At 32.2% G+C, this 16423-nt stretch carries 18 protein-coding genes and 2 pseudogenes; 2 read left to right on the plus strand and 18 right to left on the minus strand.

What is annotated here, in order from left to right:
- Nucleotides 1–345 precede the first annotated feature (345 nt).
- The 8 genes from RV13_RS18890 to rpsN are packed head-to-tail and all read right to left on the minus strand — an operon-like array spanning nt 346 to nt 4351.
- Nucleotides 346–585 (minus strand): helix-turn-helix domain-containing protein, encoded by a 240-nt coding sequence (locus RV13_RS18890; protein WP_002304820.1) that lies wholly within the window; start codon nt 583–585, stop codon nt 346–348.
- Nucleotides 586–608: 23 nt separating this feature from the next.
- Nucleotides 609–2132 (minus strand): zinc ABC transporter substrate-binding protein AdcA, encoded by a 1524-nt coding sequence (locus tag RV13_RS18895; RefSeq protein WP_002302413.1) that lies wholly within the window; start codon nt 2130–2132, stop codon nt 609–611.
- 17 nt (nt 2133–2149) lie between these two features.
- Nucleotides 2150–2272, minus strand: coding sequence for a putative metal homeostasis protein (locus tag RV13_RS20835; protein WP_002302412.1), 123 nt, complete (start codon nt 2270–2272; stop codon nt 2150–2152).
- A 29-nt stretch (nt 2273–2301) separates the two neighbouring features.
- Nucleotides 2302–3285, minus strand: a complete 984-nt coding sequence (locus RV13_RS18900) for a CobW family GTP-binding protein (protein ID WP_002302411.1) — start codon at nt 3283–3285, stop codon at nt 2302–2304.
- A 23-nt stretch (nt 3286–3308) separates the two neighbouring features.
- Nucleotides 3309–3458, minus strand: coding sequence for a 50S ribosomal protein L33 (rpmG, locus tag RV13_RS18905; RefSeq protein ID WP_002297320.1), 150 nt, complete (start codon nt 3456–3458; stop codon nt 3309–3311).
- Nucleotides 3459–3478: 20 nt separating this feature from the next.
- Complete coding sequence (locus RV13_RS18910; RefSeq protein WP_002297319.1) at nt 3479–3856, minus strand: hypothetical protein; 378 nt, start codon at nt 3854–3856, stop codon at nt 3479–3481.
- A gap of 31 nt (nt 3857–3887) precedes the next feature.
- The gene (gene rpmF, locus RV13_RS18915) at nt 3888–4067 is read right to left on the minus strand and encodes a 50S ribosomal protein L32 (protein ID WP_002297318.1); all 180 of its coding nucleotides are present in this window, start codon (nt 4065–4067) and stop codon (nt 3888–3890) included.
- Between the two features lie 14 nt (nt 4068–4081).
- Nucleotides 4082–4351: a 30S ribosomal protein S14 gene (gene rpsN / locus RV13_RS18920; protein ID WP_002297316.1), complete on the minus strand. Its 270-nt coding sequence runs from the start codon at nt 4349–4351 to the stop codon at nt 4082–4084.
- A gap of 635 nt (nt 4352–4986) precedes the next feature.
- Here rpsN and istA point away from each other — a divergent pair.
- Together istA and istB are read left to right on the plus strand one after the other, a co-directional pair.
- Nucleotides 4987–6213: an IS21 family transposase gene (istA, locus tag RV13_RS18925; protein ID WP_002302410.1), complete on the plus strand. Its 1227-nt coding sequence runs from the start codon at nt 4987–4989 to the stop codon at nt 6211–6213.
- Nucleotides 6214–6225: 12 nt separating this feature from the next.
- Complete coding sequence (gene istB / locus RV13_RS18930) at nt 6226–6981, plus strand: IS21-like element helper ATPase IstB (RefSeq protein ID WP_002302409.1); 756 nt, start codon at nt 6226–6228, stop codon at nt 6979–6981.
- A 50-nt stretch (nt 6982–7031) separates the two neighbouring features.
- On the opposite strand, the gene RV13_RS18935 is transcribed toward istB, so the two are convergent.
- From RV13_RS18935 to RV13_RS18975, 10 genes and pseudogenes are all read right to left on the minus strand, one after another.
- Nucleotides 7032–8774 carry an ABC transporter ATP-binding protein gene (locus RV13_RS18935; RefSeq protein WP_002302407.1) on the minus strand — a complete coding sequence of 581 codons (1743 nt, stop codon included), beginning with the start codon at nt 8772–8774 and terminating at the stop codon, nt 7032–7034.
- The gene (locus RV13_RS18940) at nt 8758–10512 is read right to left on the minus strand and encodes an ABC transporter ATP-binding protein (protein WP_002302406.1); all 1755 of its coding nucleotides are present in this window, start codon (nt 10510–10512) and stop codon (nt 8758–8760) included. Before RV13_RS18940 ends, RV13_RS18935 begins: the two co-directional genes overlap by 17 nt.
- A gap of 109 nt (nt 10513–10621) precedes the next feature.
- Complete coding sequence (locus RV13_RS18945; RefSeq protein WP_002302405.1) at nt 10622–11191, minus strand: MptD family putative ECF transporter S component; 570 nt, start codon at nt 11189–11191, stop codon at nt 10622–10624.
- Nucleotides 11192–11208: 17 nt separating this feature from the next.
- Nucleotides 11209–11784, minus strand: a pseudogene (locus tag RV13_RS21700) (ATP-binding cassette domain-containing protein); the annotation flags it as partial.
- Between the two features lie 390 nt (nt 11785–12174).
- Nucleotides 12175–12630: pseudogene (locus tag RV13_RS21705) on the minus strand (ABC transporter ATP-binding protein); the annotation flags it as partial.
- Between the two features lies 1 nt (nt 12631).
- Nucleotides 12632–13300 (minus strand): energy-coupling factor transporter transmembrane component T, encoded by a 669-nt coding sequence (locus tag RV13_RS18955; protein ID WP_002302402.1) that lies wholly within the window; start codon nt 13298–13300, stop codon nt 12632–12634.
- 129 nt (nt 13301–13429) lie between these two features.
- Entirely contained in the window at nt 13430–14014 is a 585-nt protein-coding gene (locus RV13_RS18960; RefSeq protein ID WP_071875988.1) for a TetR/AcrR family transcriptional regulator, read from the minus strand.
- Between the two features lie 330 nt (nt 14015–14344).
- A complete protein-coding gene (locus tag RV13_RS18965; protein ID WP_002302393.1) occupies nt 14345–14578 on the minus strand; it encodes a metal-dependent transcriptional regulator in 234 nt (77 codons plus the stop codon).
- Nucleotides 14579–14592: 14 nt separating this feature from the next.
- Nucleotides 14593–15543 carry a metal ABC transporter substrate-binding protein gene (locus RV13_RS18970; RefSeq protein WP_002297295.1) on the minus strand — a complete coding sequence of 317 codons (951 nt, stop codon included), beginning with the start codon at nt 15541–15543 and terminating at the stop codon, nt 14593–14595.
- Nucleotides 15540–16382 carry a metal ABC transporter permease gene (locus RV13_RS18975; protein ID WP_002297294.1) on the minus strand — a complete coding sequence of 281 codons (843 nt, stop codon included), beginning with the start codon at nt 16380–16382 and terminating at the stop codon, nt 15540–15542. The genes RV13_RS18970 and RV13_RS18975 overlap by 4 nt, the downstream gene beginning before the upstream one ends.
- Nucleotides 16383–16423 lie beyond the last annotated feature (41 nt).

Raw genomic sequence — 16423 nt, forward strand, 5'->3', positions numbered from 1 at the left:
AGAGGAAAAGAATTCTCCAATCATTTCGCAGTTACAGAAGTATTGAATAATATGCCCTTTTATTTTCCAGATCCTCATGCCCTTGGCAACAATGAACAAATTAAAATACGAATAGACTCATTCGAGAATACTTGCCAAAATCGAAAGAGATAGCTACGGTAGATAACTCAACGATAAATCAGATGATTGAAAAACTGAATAACAGACCTAGAAAGTGTTTAGATTGGAGAACACCTTATGAAGTCTTCTTTGATAAAGTGTTGCGCTTGATTTGACAATTCAAGAAATAATAAAAAGCAGATCAAATCCAAATAAGGGAAAAATGATCTACTCTGGTATTATCAATTAATTGGCCAAGCTATTATGCCGTTTTGCTAAACGTCTACTTCTTCCAGTATTGACCTTGATAAAACAACAATCAGGATCCCGTTTTAATACTCTATGAACTGTGTCAATACTAACATGTAAAGTTGCAGCAATATCAGCTAATGTACTCCCATTTAATCTCATTTGCTTTGCAAATCGATAACGCCGATAAGCATCAATATTCTTGGAATCCATAGACAATAATACTTTTCTTACCATGTATTTCCTCCAAAGATTGGATTTTAATGGGCCATCATTTCTTGAGCAATCTCATGCTCAGATAATGAAGCTGGATAGAAAGTAGGCCAATTATGCATTTCATTATAAAGTTTTTCTTGACTTTCTCCACCAAAGAAAATATGGAAATGCTCTGCCTTACTTGGTGCAATTCCATGATCGCTAAATTGAATATATTTAAAACGACCAGCACCTGCATCATCAGTTTCAAAATTAAAACGAACACCACGGTTTCCTTTTTCATAATTCAAAATTTTGTATCCAACATATTTGTATGTGTATTGATGATGTTCACCGTTGACTACAAAATCAATGGTGTTGTCTTTAATGTTGATAGTATCAATATCTGTCTTATAGCCAGTAGTATAATAATCTTTGTACTCGGCAGCTGTCATGTCTTTATTGAGTTTTGCTTTGTAATCGAAAACTTCATCCAAAATTCCATCTTTTAACAACGGATAAACAGATTGCCATTCGCCTGTATAATCACTCAATTCGCGATCCTTCACATCGGCATCTTTAAAGTACCCATTAGCAACTGTCTTTTCATCCTTCGCTTCTTTTTCTGGAACTACCTCTTCACCAGCAACCATAGTTGTTTTCTCTAACGCTTTTAGATTGTCTTCCATTACTGAAACATAATCTTCACCATTATCCATTTGTTCTTTTGTAAGACTTTCAAGAGGATTCAATACTTCCAATTTTATCCCAGCTTCATTGGCCAAAGTTTTTGCGATTTTATCATTAGCATTCTTTTCAAAGTAAATATAATTGATCTTATTTTTTTTAACATACTCTTTTAATTCAGCTAATCGACCAGAAGATGGCTCTTCTTCAGGACTTAGTCCAGCAATAGGAACTTGTATCAATCCATAATCCAAAGCTAAATATCCAAAGGCTGCATGTTGTGTCACAAAACTTTTTTGTTTCGCTTCTTTAAGATTAGTGGTATAGTCAGCATCCAACCGTTTCAGTTTAGTCAAATACTTTTCAGCATTTGTCTCAAATACTTTTGCTTTTTTCGGATACAATTTAACTAACTGATCCTTGATATTTGAAACTTCCTTAATTGCCATTTTGGGTGAAACCCACGTATGAGGATCTAGTTCATGATGGTGATCTTCTTCTCCGTGATCATGATCTTCTTCTTCACTACCTGGCAATAAAATCATGTCTTTTGTTCCTTCTACTACATTAGGCCCAGCTTTCTTCCAACTTTCTTTAGCTTTTGGTACCCATGATTCCATGTTTTCGTTATGATATACAAAAACATCAGCATCATGAGCTTTTGCCATATCCTTAGCTGAGGGCTCATAGTCATGAGGTTCTGATCCCGCTGGAACCATTAAATCCACGTTCGCTTCATCGCCGACGATGTTTTTGGTGAAATCATACATTGGATAGAATGTTGTTACAATTTCTAATTTTCCATCTTTATCATTCGATACTTTTGCATCATTAGTGCTGGAGCAAGCTCCCAATAATCCTAGAGCTGCTATCCCAATAAGTCCTACACTGATTTTCTTCATTCTTTTTCCTTCCTTAATTATGCTAATTTCTTCATTTTATTTTGTTTATGTTCTTTGATAATTTTTAATGCCCTTTTTCTAGTTTTGATATTCGGGCTTTTAAGTCGTCGATATGCACTAGATATATCCGTTTTCTCCATTAGAAATTACCCCTAATCAATACTTATCATTATTTGCTTTCCGCCAGTAATTTATCAAAACTCTGTTTGATCCTTTCTTCATCCAACATTTTTCCAATTAGAATAATAGTGGTTTGGTCTTTTTGTCGAGTGGTGTATTGAAAATTAACCTGTTCGTTTACCCCTTGTATGGCAACTATAAAATCTTGATCTTGCAAAGCAATCAATCCTTTAAAACGATACAGGCTCCCTTGGTTGGTTAAAATCAGCCGGTCAATCCATTGGAATAAAAAATCTTTTTTTATGTCTTGATCTGAAGTTAAGAGAATTGATTTAAACTCATGTTCTTGATGATGTTGATGATAGTGTTTGCCATTATAGTGATTTTCTGATGAATCACTTTCAAAAACTAAGGGATGATTGAATTTTTCCAAATTATAAAAATCCTTTTTTTGAATCGTTTCACTATGTGTGAACATTCGAATATCGGATAAAGGGTTAATACTTTTGATTTCTCTCTGTAATTTTTTTAGTGCAGATAAATTCAAGTTTTGTTTTCTAGACACAAAAATGCGATCTGCTATGACAAGTTGCTTAAGGGCTTGTGGTTCTCTTTCAATAAGTTCAAAACTGTCACTATCAATAACAGTCAATAAACTATCGATATATACTCTTCCTCTTAGTTGAGGCGCTGTTAAAAGTGTTTGAATGATTGGTTGGGGATCTGCTATACCTGTAGTTTCAATGATGATTTGTGAAATTGGTTGTTGATGTTCTTCTATTGTTTCCAGTAAAGAAATCAATATTGCTAATAAATCACTGCGAAGACTGCAACACATACATCCATTATTTAGTTGTAACACCCGTTCCTCGCTATGAACTAATAATTTGTGATCAATCCCAACTTCACCAAACTCATTTTCAATTATAATAATTTCTTCCCTGGGGTAGGGTGAGACTTGCAAGGCTTGATTGATTAGCGTTGTTTTTCCAGCCCCTAAAAACCCAGAAACGATTGTAACTGGTATGCCCATTTTGTCACCTTTTTACCACTTAGCTATTTCACTTCTTTGAAAATTGCCCGTCTGCGCAATTTTGGCGAATACTTTTTTAATTCTAACCGTTCAGGGTTATTCCGTTTATTTTTGCTGGTGAGATACAGACGTTCTCCAGTTTCGACACATTCCAAAATAATATTTTGACGCATAAATCTTCCTCCTTCAATACTTATCGATCTTCAAGATATGCTTGAATTTGTTGTGCATCTTCAAAAGTTAACTCGCCAGATTCCAATTGTGAAACTAAATTTTCTTTCATATCAACAGGTATCTCCCAATAACCATCAATACATTGAAATAACTCCTCGTCATACTCTTCAAAAATTGGATAGATTCTTAAAAAATCATCAAATGATAAGCCTTGGTCCTCATAGTAATCTTTGACTAATCCATTTTCAATTGCCTGTTGGGTCGGTAAACCCGTTTCAGTAATAATTCCTCTCTCTACCATCGAACGATAAAAAGTGCATTTATCTAGCGATTGCTGGGTCGTTTCAAGATAATACTTTAATCCTTCTTCAACTAAAGGTGGGTAAATAATTTCCATTTTGATTCCCTCCTAAAAGTTATATATTAAACTATTTTGAAGCTCCTTTAATTACTTTCTTTCCATTATAGTACCCTTTTAAAGATACATGATGGCTACGTCTATAATCACCATTCGCTTCGTCAAATGAAATTTCTGGTTTTACTACAGTTTGATGAGTTCTTCTTAACCGTTTCTTCGCCTTAGATGTTTTTCTTGCTGGTACTGCCATGATATTTCCTCCTTTTACCAACTTGCTTTTTTTACTCCAGGAATCAACCCTTGATGGGCAAGTTCTCTAAACTTAATACGGGACATACCGAACTTTCGCATATACCCTCTTGGACGACCATCCGTCTGATCACGAAGCCTCAGACGATTCGGATTTGAATCTCTTGGCAATTTAGCGAGAGCGGTGCGATCTCCTGCGGCTTTTAATTCCTGACGTTTATCTGCGTACTTTTCAATCATCGCCATTTGTTTCTTTGCTTTAGCAATTTTCGACTTTTTTGCCATATACCTTTATACTCCTTTTATTTTTATTTAGACATCTCAAATCGTAATAGTTACGTTTTGACACTGATACTTTACCAACAAGAGTTGCTCTTGTCAACAATAAATAACATGAAATAAAACTCATATGAATAGATAACTATTTGAAAACGAATTTATCGGTACATAGAGATAATCAAATCATTTAAAAGAATATGCAGTTTAAGCTCTGAAAAATAAGAATTCACTTTTATTAGTCCAATCAAACACAAATACCGTTTTAAGTAGCTTTTCCTCTACTTAAAACGGCAATATGAAAGAAACTATAACTTTTTATTCAATCTTTTATGTTTAACTGGTTTATCGCCAATTTTTTAAAACTTTGATTATTCCTTATATTATAAGAATAGACATTAAGTGAACTAATTCAATCATACTGATTCTTTCGTGTATTCAAAATTAGATGCTGTTTAATAAAATTATTCTTTTTGAAAAAGAATTATAACTATATCCCAAAAATTGTAGGTTAATTTAAAGCCTATTTCATCATCGTGTAAATGGCCAAGTTAAAATGTAGAAAAATGGCCAAATAAAAATGTAGGTTTATGCGTCATCTGGTACGCTTTCCTTGTGTTATTTTATTCAAGGAGGAAAGCGTATTGAGAAAAGATATTTATGAAGGAGTGTTACCTTTCATTATGACTCATACAAAACCTAATTATGCTGCTCTAGCTAAACAATACAATTGCGATTATCGTACAGTAAAACGTTATTATGAAGCTGGAATAAGCAATAAATTGCCTTTACTTGCTCAAAAGAATAAAAACAAAAAAACTTTGGTTAGTGATTTTGAAGATATTATCGCTGACAAATTAGCTTTAGGCTGTTCTTCTTCTGCCATTTATCATTTTATTTCTAAACGTGGCTATCGTGGAAGTGCACGAACACTAAGAAGATATTGTCGAAATATCCGAGCAGATAAAATACAAAAAGCAACGATTCGTGTGGAAACAACCCCTGGTTTATCTGCTCAAGTTGATTGGAAAGAAGATCTAAAATTAGTCAATAAATTCGGCGAAGTTATTTCTTGTAATATCTTTCTTTACGTTTTAGGATATTCCAGAATTAAGTACTTAGAACTAACTTTTGATCGTTCTCAAACTACTCTATTTCGTTGCTTAACTAATGCCTTTCAATACACCGGAGGTGTTCCTACGGAAATATGGTTTGATAATATGAAAACTGTTGTTGACCGTAGTCGAAGTCAATTTTCTAAAGTTGTTTTTAACGAGCGATTTCGACAATATGCGAAAGAAGCGGGATTTCTTCCAATTGCTTGTCGTGCTTTTCGGCCTCAAACAAAAGGTAAAGTTGAAGCTCTTGCACGAACAATCGAACGAATTCGTGTATTTAATTATGAATTTGAATCCACTCATGAATTAGAGAAAATTATTCAAACAATCATGGATTCATTAAATACTGAAGAAATTTCTCAAGCGATTCATGAATGTCCTAGTGACCGTTGGTCATATGAAAAAGAACAACTATCTTCTTTTGATGCGAATCAACTTAAAATCTATTCTTCTGTTGAAAAACAAATTAAACGAAAAGTATCTAACGAAGCGATGGTTCAATGGAATCAAAATAAATATTCTGTGCCAGTAAATTACATCGGTAAAATTCTTACACTTCGTGTAAAAGAAGATAAACTTTATATCTACGATGACTCCACTCTTATTCGCACACATACAATTACTCATCAATTGCTTAATTATCATCGAAACGACTATATAGAGATTCTACGTTCTGATGTGTTTAAACATTTAGAAGACGAAGAATTAGAACGCTTTGTTGATGAAAATTTACAAGCGTATGACGAATTATAGAGGTGAATCATTATGTCTAATTACTATCAATTACTAAACAAATTAGAAGATTTAAATTTAAAACATACGAGAGAAATTTTACCAGAATATCTCGATACCATTGTTCAAGAAAATATTAGTTTTGTAGAAGCGTTAAATCATTTAATGACGGAAGAAATAAACGCACGAAGTGAACGCCAAAAAGAAAATCGTTTAAGAAAGGCGAATTTACCGTTTAAAAAAACAATCAATGACTTTGATTTTGGATTTCAACCAAAGATTAATCGAACAGAGATTTTAGATTTGTGTACCTTACGCTTTATGGATACAAATAATAATATATTGTTTATTGGAAATAGCGGAGTGGGGAAAACTCACTTAGCTATTGCCATTACACTAGAAGCTATAACCAAAGGTTATTCTTGCCATTTTGCTTTAAGCAATGAATTAGTCAATCGACTAAATCGTGCAAATCAACGTGGAAATTTAGATCGATTGTTAAAAAAATATGCTTCTTACGATTTACTAATTATTGATGAAATTGGTTATTTGCCTTTTACCCCTGACGGGGCAAAGTTGTTCTTTCAATTAATTAATCTACACTATGAAAAAAAATCAACCATTATTACAACGAATATTCCTTTGTCTCAATGGGCTGAAACTTTTCAAGATAAAAAATTAACAAATGCACTAATCGATCGATTAGTGCACCACGCTAAGATTATTCAAATTACTGGAAAGTCTTATCGAATTAAAGATTATAAAGAAAAAAAGTTGTCGTATAAGTAACCTTGTTATTTATGGGCCAAAAACCTACATTTTAACTTGGCCATTGACAATCATCGTGATTGAGCTTCTTTTTCATAGACGAATTTCTCAGATAGTTTAGTTTTCTTTATGAGATTTTTATATATTTCTGACCTTCGATACAACTCACTATGAGTACCTTGATCAACTACTTTTCCTTGATCCATCACTACAATTTTATTTACCTTTTCAATAGACTTCAAGCGATGCGATATAATTAGTACTGTCTTATCTTGTATTAAACGATTTAAACTTTCCTGAATACGTTTTTCATTTTCCGCATCTAAACTGGCAGTAATTTCATCTAAAATTAAAATTGGCGCATTTTTCAAAAAAGCCCGTGCTATGGATAGGCGTTGTCGCTCTCCTCCAGAAAGTGAACTTCCGTTTTCTCCGACCAATGTATGATAACCGTCAGGTAGTTTTTCAATAAAGTCTTCGCAGTTAGCTAAACGAGCTGCTTTTTTCACTTCCTCATCTGACGCTTGACTATTTCCAATACGTATATTTTCCAAAATACTTGTATTAAACAAAGTTACCTCTTGAAAAACAATAGCGATTTTGCTAAACAAAGAAGCTGGAGATACACGTTTAATATCATACCCATCAATTAAAATACAGCCTTCATCATAATCATACAGTCTAGACACTAATTTCAAGATACTAGTTTTCCCGGAACCACTAGCACCTACTAACGCAGTCACTTTTCCTTGTTTAGCCGTAAAAGAGATATGATCTAAAATTGGGGTATTGTTATCATATGAGAAAGAGACATCTCGCAACTCAATGTCAAAAGATTTCAGAGGACTATCTGATCCCTCTTGGATACTGGTTTCCTTCATAGCTCTAATTCGCTGTATTTTAGGAGCTAAATAAAATATTTCAAGCACTGCTTCTTTCATAGAATCGAAGGAATCCTTTATTTTTATTGCGGCTAGTAAGTAACCAACGACGTAGAGTATAGTCACTTCACCCGTTAACAGTAAGTGAACACCTACTAGAATGACTACTGCTAAACTAACATATGAGAAAATAGAGGATAAGGCCATGACTGAAAAAGTACTTAATTCTACCTTTAAATGAATCCTTTCACTCTCTTCCATTTTTTTGAAAAGTCTGTCTTGAACTTTTTTAGATAGATTAAAGCTATTAATCTCTTGCTGCAATTCTATAGTTTCTTGAAATTCTTCCGAGTTTTCTCTCAAAGTATCGTAATATTTAGTATTGGCTTTCGTTTGGGATTTCTTTGATAACAAGATTAAGACAAAACTAAATAACGTTGGCAAAATAACAGCTAATCCCATTTTGACATTACCAACCAAAAGCATCACTGAAATAAAAGGGAAAAACAGAGCCATACCGCCGGCTTTAGGTATTGCATGACTCATCGCATGCTCAATACCTTCAACGTCAGACATGATAGTTTGAGATAAATCTGATAAATTATGTTTTGAAAAATAGGATAATGGTAAATTTGACAAATCGTCTGCAATTTGCACTCTTAAATGCGCACTTTCTTTATAAGTACTATTATATAAGTTTTCATACTCCCTATCTAACAACCAATACATGAAAAGCAAAGTAACAAACGATACGGCAAAATAAAGCCAACGGGGCTTTGTATTTTCTAAAACTAATTCGTCTATCAGCATCATTATAATGAATGCTGGTACCATATTAATGCAGTATACAAAAAAACTAGAAATAGAAGCTTTAGTTAAAGCTTCTGCGCCCTGATCACTTAAAGCAAATTTGTTTTTATAAAAACTTTTCATTGTCAAGCCTCCAATCATTTGCATTCTCATAATTAGTGACCAATTGTTTATACACTTGATGTTTAGCCATTAATTCATTATGATTTCCACGTTCTACTATTTTCCCTTCTGACAAGACAAGAATTTCATCTACAGATTTAATGCTGGATAATCGATGAGCTATCATAATAACTGTTTTTTCTTTCATCAGATGTTGAAAAGCCTTTTGTAGTTCGTACTCATTATCTGGATCAATAGATGCACTGGCTTCATCCATAATAACAATCTTTGCATCTTTTAAAATTGCTCTGGCAATAGCTATACGTTGTTTTTCTCCTCCTGACAGATAAACTCCTTTACTACCAATTAAGGTATGCTCTCTTTCGGGAAATTTTTCTAAAATCGATTCGCAACCGGCTAATCTTAGCGCGTCAAATACTTTACTTGCTGGCGCTTGAGGATTTGCTATAGAAACGTTATCGTAAATACTCTGATTGAATAGTTTCGTATCTTGAAAGACAAAAGCAATTGTGTTAATAATTGTGTCTTTTGAATAGTGATTTAAAGGCTTACCACCAATTTTAATCTGTCCCTTATCCACATTGTAGAAACCTGAAATTAGTTTAGCTATCGTACTCTTTCCGCTTCCTGATTTTCCTACTAATGCATAAATTCTTTTTTGTTCTAAAACTAAGTTGAAATTTTCTAAAACACACTCTTCTTTGTATGAAAAGCTGACATTTTCAAATGCAATGTCACAATTTTTAATCTGTGTCTCGTTCCCATATTTTAGTTGGTCTTGCTTCATTTCTAAATAAAGGGAGTCTAGTGTTTCGACTGCATATCTTGCTTCAAACAAGTGCATACTTACATACATTATTCTCATGAAAGAAACAAAAATAATTCCACTTAAAAAAAACAACATCAACAAGTCAACAGCTAATATCTTGGGAGTGGTAAGAGAAGTTATAAAAAAGGTTATAGGAACTATCAAAATGCAAACTATGCCAAAAAATAGCCATTGAAAAAGAACAAAAGGTGTTTTCCCACTCAAAGAATACTTATATGCAAACTTAGCATAATCGTTAATTGCTTTATTCAAGGCTTTAAATGATGTTACTTTAGCACCAAATATCTTTATAACTTGAATTCCGCGGATATATTCTACCGTTTCAGAGCTTAACACATCTAACGATTCTTGATATTTTTGAATAAAATTTGTATTCTCTGTCATTTTCTTTAACAAGAATACACCAATTACTAACATGGCGATTAAAACCAATCCAATTTTAAAGTTAATGAAAAAGCCTAAGGCAACTGATAAAACAGGTGTTACTATGGCTTGAGCACTATCTGGAATCAAGTGAGCAATTGCCATATGTGTTTTAGCCGCGTTGTCATCAATTGTCTTTCGAATATATCCCGAAGAATTTAAATCAAAAAAACGAAAACTTGCTTCTGTTAAACCGCTAATTCCCTTTTTTCTCAAATTAGTCTCTAAGCGAAACCCAAGGATATGAGAAAATAAGCCAGAAAAAATATAAAATAAAGCTCCTAAAGTTAACCAAGCAACAGTTTGAACCGCATAACTCTTAGCTAAATATTCATCTCCTACAATAATTAGAGACTGAAGAAATTTGTAAATACTGTAATATCCATAGACTGTTAATACGACAGAAAAATCAGAAAATAAAGTGGCTAACCATCCGTAGTATTTCATTTTAGGGACATAACTAAATAATTTTTTGTATACTTTCATTTTTTCCTCCCCCGCATTCAATTTCTTCTCTTATTCGTTTACAACTGTTAATGCTTTCCGTAATAGCGTAAATTAAAGATGTACAAACAGATAGAAGGTAAACTACGTTCTATTTTTTGTATTTTTTTAAGACTTTTCTTCCAATCAATACACCAATCATAGATAAACTTGCTACAACTAACACTGAAATGATTCCCCATATACCTACCGCATAGTGGATCATTGCATCCATTGTTGCAGCAGATTGTCCTTTATCTATCCAATCTTGACGAAAACGATCTGTAAAGAACCATATAGGAATCCACTGTCCGGCAGCACTGCCTAATTGCATTAGAGCCCAAGACGCAACTTGAGGAATTGCTCGATCATATCCAAATACAGATAGAATAATATCAGCTAAGATCGCCATACTAATCGAACTGATAAACCAAGGTAAGTACGCCCCGCCCATTAACGTAAAAAATAACAATAAAACAATTGTGTAAATAGTAAAAATTCCTTTTCTAGGGTAGTTATAGCTAATATAAACAAATATGATTCCAGATAATAATCCAAAAATCCCTGGGGATATGCTGTGACCAAACGCCCCACCAATACTACTAACCATTATTGAAAAAAAGTAAATTACTAGGGAAATAACTGTAGCTAAACCAATAAAAATATAATCTTTTGTTTTCATATATATTCTCCTCAATTCTATTTCGTTATGTCATTAAAAATCTGTTCTATCAAAGTTGAATCTTCTACTCTAAGTTTTATATCTTTTTTTATTCCACCATTTTTTAAATAAATAATTCTATTGCATGTTTTATAAAGAAATTCCGGATCATGAGTGGCTATAACTACTGCACCCTTTTCTTTTAAGTCTTTAATAAGGTCAGCAATCCTTTCCATATTAATATAATCCAACCCACTTGTAGGTTCATCAAATAGAAATAAATTAGTTTTTGACAATGAAGCTATAGAAACCAATAATCTTTGTTTTTCTCCACCGGATAAATCAAACGGTAATTGATCTTTCATTTTATAAAGTTCCATTTTTTTTAAAATTTTTTCTTGCTGATCTTTACTAACTATTTCATTCCCCAGGGCTAACTCGCTCCTCACTGATTCTGTGAAAAATTGGTAATCCATTTCTTGCATTACTAAAAACGGCGATGAAATTTTTTTATTTTCGATTATCTTTCCTTTGGTAGGGCGAATAATCTTCATGAGTATTCTTAGTAAGGTTGTTTTCCCCACACCGTTTTTCCCTACCAAACCAATAACATCTCCAACTTTGACATCAAAATTTATGTCTTTTAGAATATTTTCATAAGTAATTTCTTCAACTTTTAATACATCTGCACTTACCTTTTCGATATAGGGAACTTCAATCGAACTATTAAAAATGTCAAATTTCCTTAATGCGTTATTGTTTTCAGTTTTTAACAACTGAATAGTTGTAGTTTTTACAGTTCTATTTTTAACAAATAGAACTTGATCAATTAATTCTTTCAAATAGTAAAAACGATGTTCAGCTATAACAATAGTAAATCCTTTATTTTTTAAATCACAAAGTAAGTCAGCAAGTTTCTTAGTCGCTTTGAAGTCCAAATTTGAAGACGGTTCATCCAATATAATTAATTTAGAGTTTAGCGATAAACTACATCCAATAGAAATTTTCTGCCGTTCACCACTTGATAGCGAAAAAATGTTTTTATCTAATATATTTGAAAGATCTAATAATTCAGCTAATTCATTGATTCTTTTATCCATATGCTCTTTTGTAAATCCAAAGTTTTCCATCGAAAATACTAACTCACTCGTTGTATTTGTTGTAAAGAATTGTCCTCTAGGATCTTGACTTACGTAGCCAATATTTTTTGATATACTTTCTTGTGTTAAGGATTGTAGCGAGTTATTTTCAAATAAAATTTCCCCAACCAATTTTCCGTCATAAAGTCTTGGAATAAGTCCATTCATTAACTTTAATAGTGTGGATTTCCCACTCCCAGAAGAACCAGTAATCAATGTAAGACTGCCTTTTTTTATTGAAAAATTAAGGTCAACAAGCGCTTGTTCCTTAACATCCTTATATGAAAAAGAAACATTGTTAAATTCAAACAATTCTTTCACCTCAAATCAAAATACTTAAGAAAAAAATAGTAACGGAAAACAGGATGATATAGTCTAATAAGCTCATGTTTGTTTTATAGTAAGAACTTCTTTTCACAGGAGATTCTATCCCCTTTGTTATTGCATTAGCGGTCATTTCTTCAGCAATCATAGTTGCACGTATAAGAACGGGAACTAACAGAAATTCCAAATATTGCAGAGGCTGAAAAAAAGACAAGCGAATGTTTCTCATTTTTAAAGATTCTTTAATCATTCTTATTTCAGAACGATAAGTCGGAAAGAATCTGATCACTACTGTAATACTTAACATTATTTTTTTCGGTAAATGTATTTTTTCTAAAGAGGATAATAATTCATTGCTAGTATAGACACTAACCAACAACCATGAGATCATTACGACCGGCAACATTCGAAATACAATATATAAGGATGTCCCAAAAAATATAGTAAAAAACTCTATCTTGATAGCATCAATAATTTTCATTACTAAAAACAGAACTGAATAAATCAAGATGAAATAAATACATGTCTTTATTTTACGAAACATCAATACTAAAACTGTAGCAATAATGAAACACCCCACTTGAAATGTATTTCCCTTTCCTAAAAAAATAATGACCGGAAAAAAAATATTTAAAGTAATCAAGGTTAACGGATTGATTTTTAACACTCTTTCACCTCCAAAAAATAAGATCGCACTGTTATCTTAAGCTGATAAAAATGCACCGTTATTCAGATAACAGTGCGATCTTATCAAAAAGCATAACTGAGAACAATTCTCAATGCAAGCTTTTTTTAATTAACTCAGTAATTCAATCCACCCAGGAACAGAAAATTGATACAATCTTCTGGTTAATAGCATAGTCTTTTCTTTTGAATAGCTATGCTTCAATATATCATAGAATGTAGCGTAGAATGAGTAAATGTAGAAGTGGATTTCTTCTTCATTAAAGACTAAATTTTGATTGATCATTCCGATAGTCTTTAACTTATCTAGACAACAGACTGTTTTTTTTGTCACAAATGATGTAATTTTTTCAACAATATCTTGATATTTGGTTCCAGCTGATTGGAATAAAACCAAATCGAATATACGTTTATTCTCAAAAATATAATTAATAAATGGATCTAATTCATTGAAGTTCTCTCTCCAACTTTTCTCTATATCTATATTTTCTAAGTTTAAGAGGTATTTGGTAAACTCTTCATTATACATATTAATAAGCGCATTAATATGCGGCTGAATAATTTCTTCAAATAACGCTTCCTTAGAAGTAAAATGTTTATAAAAAGCACCCGTAGTTACGCCTGCGGTCAAGCACAGTTGCCTTATCTTAGTTTGCTGAAATCCTACTTTTTCAAAATGGCTTAGTCCACTTTCTATTAATTTTTGGTGAGTTGTAATATAATCTCTGGTTTCTATGGGTACTTCCTCCTAATAAGATGAATTAACTATATTATCTTACACAGGACTTGAAGTTTCAATCGTTAACGTCTATTACTGAACTCATTCCTTAGAGCTAAACTAATGAGAAAGAGCAAAATAACTGATACAAAAAGCAATCCTACAAGAATTAATAGACTCATCTAAATCATTCACCTTTTCTAAAATAATCCGAGAAAGATTTAAAAAAATTATATCCAGCTATTAGGATAAGTCCTATCATAATCACTCCAATAGCCATTTTCTTATCCTCCCTAAAAATAAAGCCTTTTACTTAAAACCTTTTTTGTAATCGTCAATAAATTTTTTCCCTTTATCAGTTAATTGAAATCCTATATCTAAATAGTCCTCATATCTAAGTTTAGTCAGCATCTCACTTACAGATGCTGGACTAACACTTAGAACTTTTGCTAAATCATTATTTTTTAATTTCTTTTTTCTTTTTGATAATTCCTGAATTGCTAGTAAATAAATTAGTATAGTAGTTGTTTTAATTTGTACCATACCTACCCTCCAAATTATTTCGAAAGGCCTTCAGCAATTTTATCCAGGTTCCATTTCATCATCGCATAGTAACTATCACCATCTTGTCCTTTTTCTGCAATTGAATCAGTAAAAATCGTTGAATAGATAGGAATATTGGTATCTTTTGATACTGTTTTCATTGGTCTATCGTCCACACTGCTTTCTACGAATAAGGAGGGAACTTTTGTTGTGCGTAATTTTTCAACTAAGTGTTTTATTTGATCTGGTGTTCCTTCTTCTTCAGTGTTGATTTCCCAAATGTAAGCAGAAGGCACATTATACGCTTTCGAGAAATATTTAAAGCATCCTTCACTTGTAACAATCATTTTTTTATCATTCGGAATTGAAGCAAATTTAGATTTAGCTTCTTTGTCTAGAGAATCCAATTTTTCAATATACTTATCTAGATTTTCTTTATAGAATTTTTTATTATCAGGATCTTTTTCCGCTAACTGTTTTTCAATATTTTTAGCGTAAATAATACCGTTTTCTAAATTTAACCAAGCATGGGGATCTTCCTTCCCTTTCTCACTCTGACCCTCTAAGTAAATAACATCTATGCCATCACTTGCTGCAAAATAGTCTTTGTTTTCCTCTTTGTTCGCATTTTTTACTAATTTTGTAAACCAAGCATTTCCTCCAGTTTCCAAGTTAACACCGTTATAAAAAATCAAATCTGCTTTTGAAGTTTTTTGAACATCTTCAGGCAAAGGTTCATATTCGTGGGGATCTTTCCCAATAGGTACGATACTGTGTAAATCAATTTTATCTTTTGCTATATTTTCAGTAATATCTGCTAAAATCGAATTAGTAACTACTACCTTTAATTTTTCGTTCGAAGCCACTGTATCTTTGTCTTTACTATTTGTTGAACATGCCCCGAATATAAAAAGAGCAATCAAAATCCCCAGACTTCCCAGTACTGCTTTCCATTTTCTCATCATAACTTTCTCTCCTTCTTTCTTAAAAATTTTTGTTTTGGTGAGATTAGAAAACTAATTACAAATAAGAATGCCGCTGTTAAAACAATACTTGATCCTGCTGCTATGTTAAAACTATAACCAATGAACAAACCTAGCAATGATGAGCACGCTCCGACTGTCGCCGAAATAAATATCATAGTTTTTAAACTGTTTGCATATAAATATGCTGTAGCAGCTGGTGTAATTAACATTGCAACAATTAATATAGTTCCCACACTTTGCATAGCTGTTACTGCTACTAAAGTTAATAGAATCATTAATAGATAATGATAAAAACTGACATTCATCCCCATTGCTTTTGCCATTAATGGATCAAAAGAAGTGATTAATAATTCTTTAAAAAATAGAACAACTGTAACCAACACTAAAACAGAAACGCCAATTGTAATCCACTTATCAATATCTTGTACAGCTAAAATATTTCCAAATAAGATATGAAATAAATCCGTTGAGCTATTTGCAACTCCTATAAGGATAACTCCTAATGCTAAAAAAGAACTGAAAGTAATACCAATTGCTGTATCTCCTTTTATTACACTATTGCTTTTTATAAAAGTAATAATGATAGAAGCTAATAGACCAAATACAATCGCACCAATAAAAAAATTAATACCTAAAATATAAGAAATTGCTACTCCTGGCAAAACAGCATGAGAAATAGCATCACCCATAAGAGACATTCCTCTTAAAATAATAAAACAACCTACTGTTCCAGAAACAATCCCTATAACTACAGATGTAATTAGAGCATTCTGTAAAAAGTGAAAGTCATACAGACCATTAATAAAATTTTGAAGCATATTATTCCCCCCTGTATATTAGAGTTAGGGTTTTAACCTTC

The organism is Enterococcus raffinosus (assembly GCF_001886185.1).
Lineage (GTDB): Bacteria > Bacillota > Bacilli > Lactobacillales > Enterococcaceae > Enterococcus_A > Enterococcus_A raffinosus.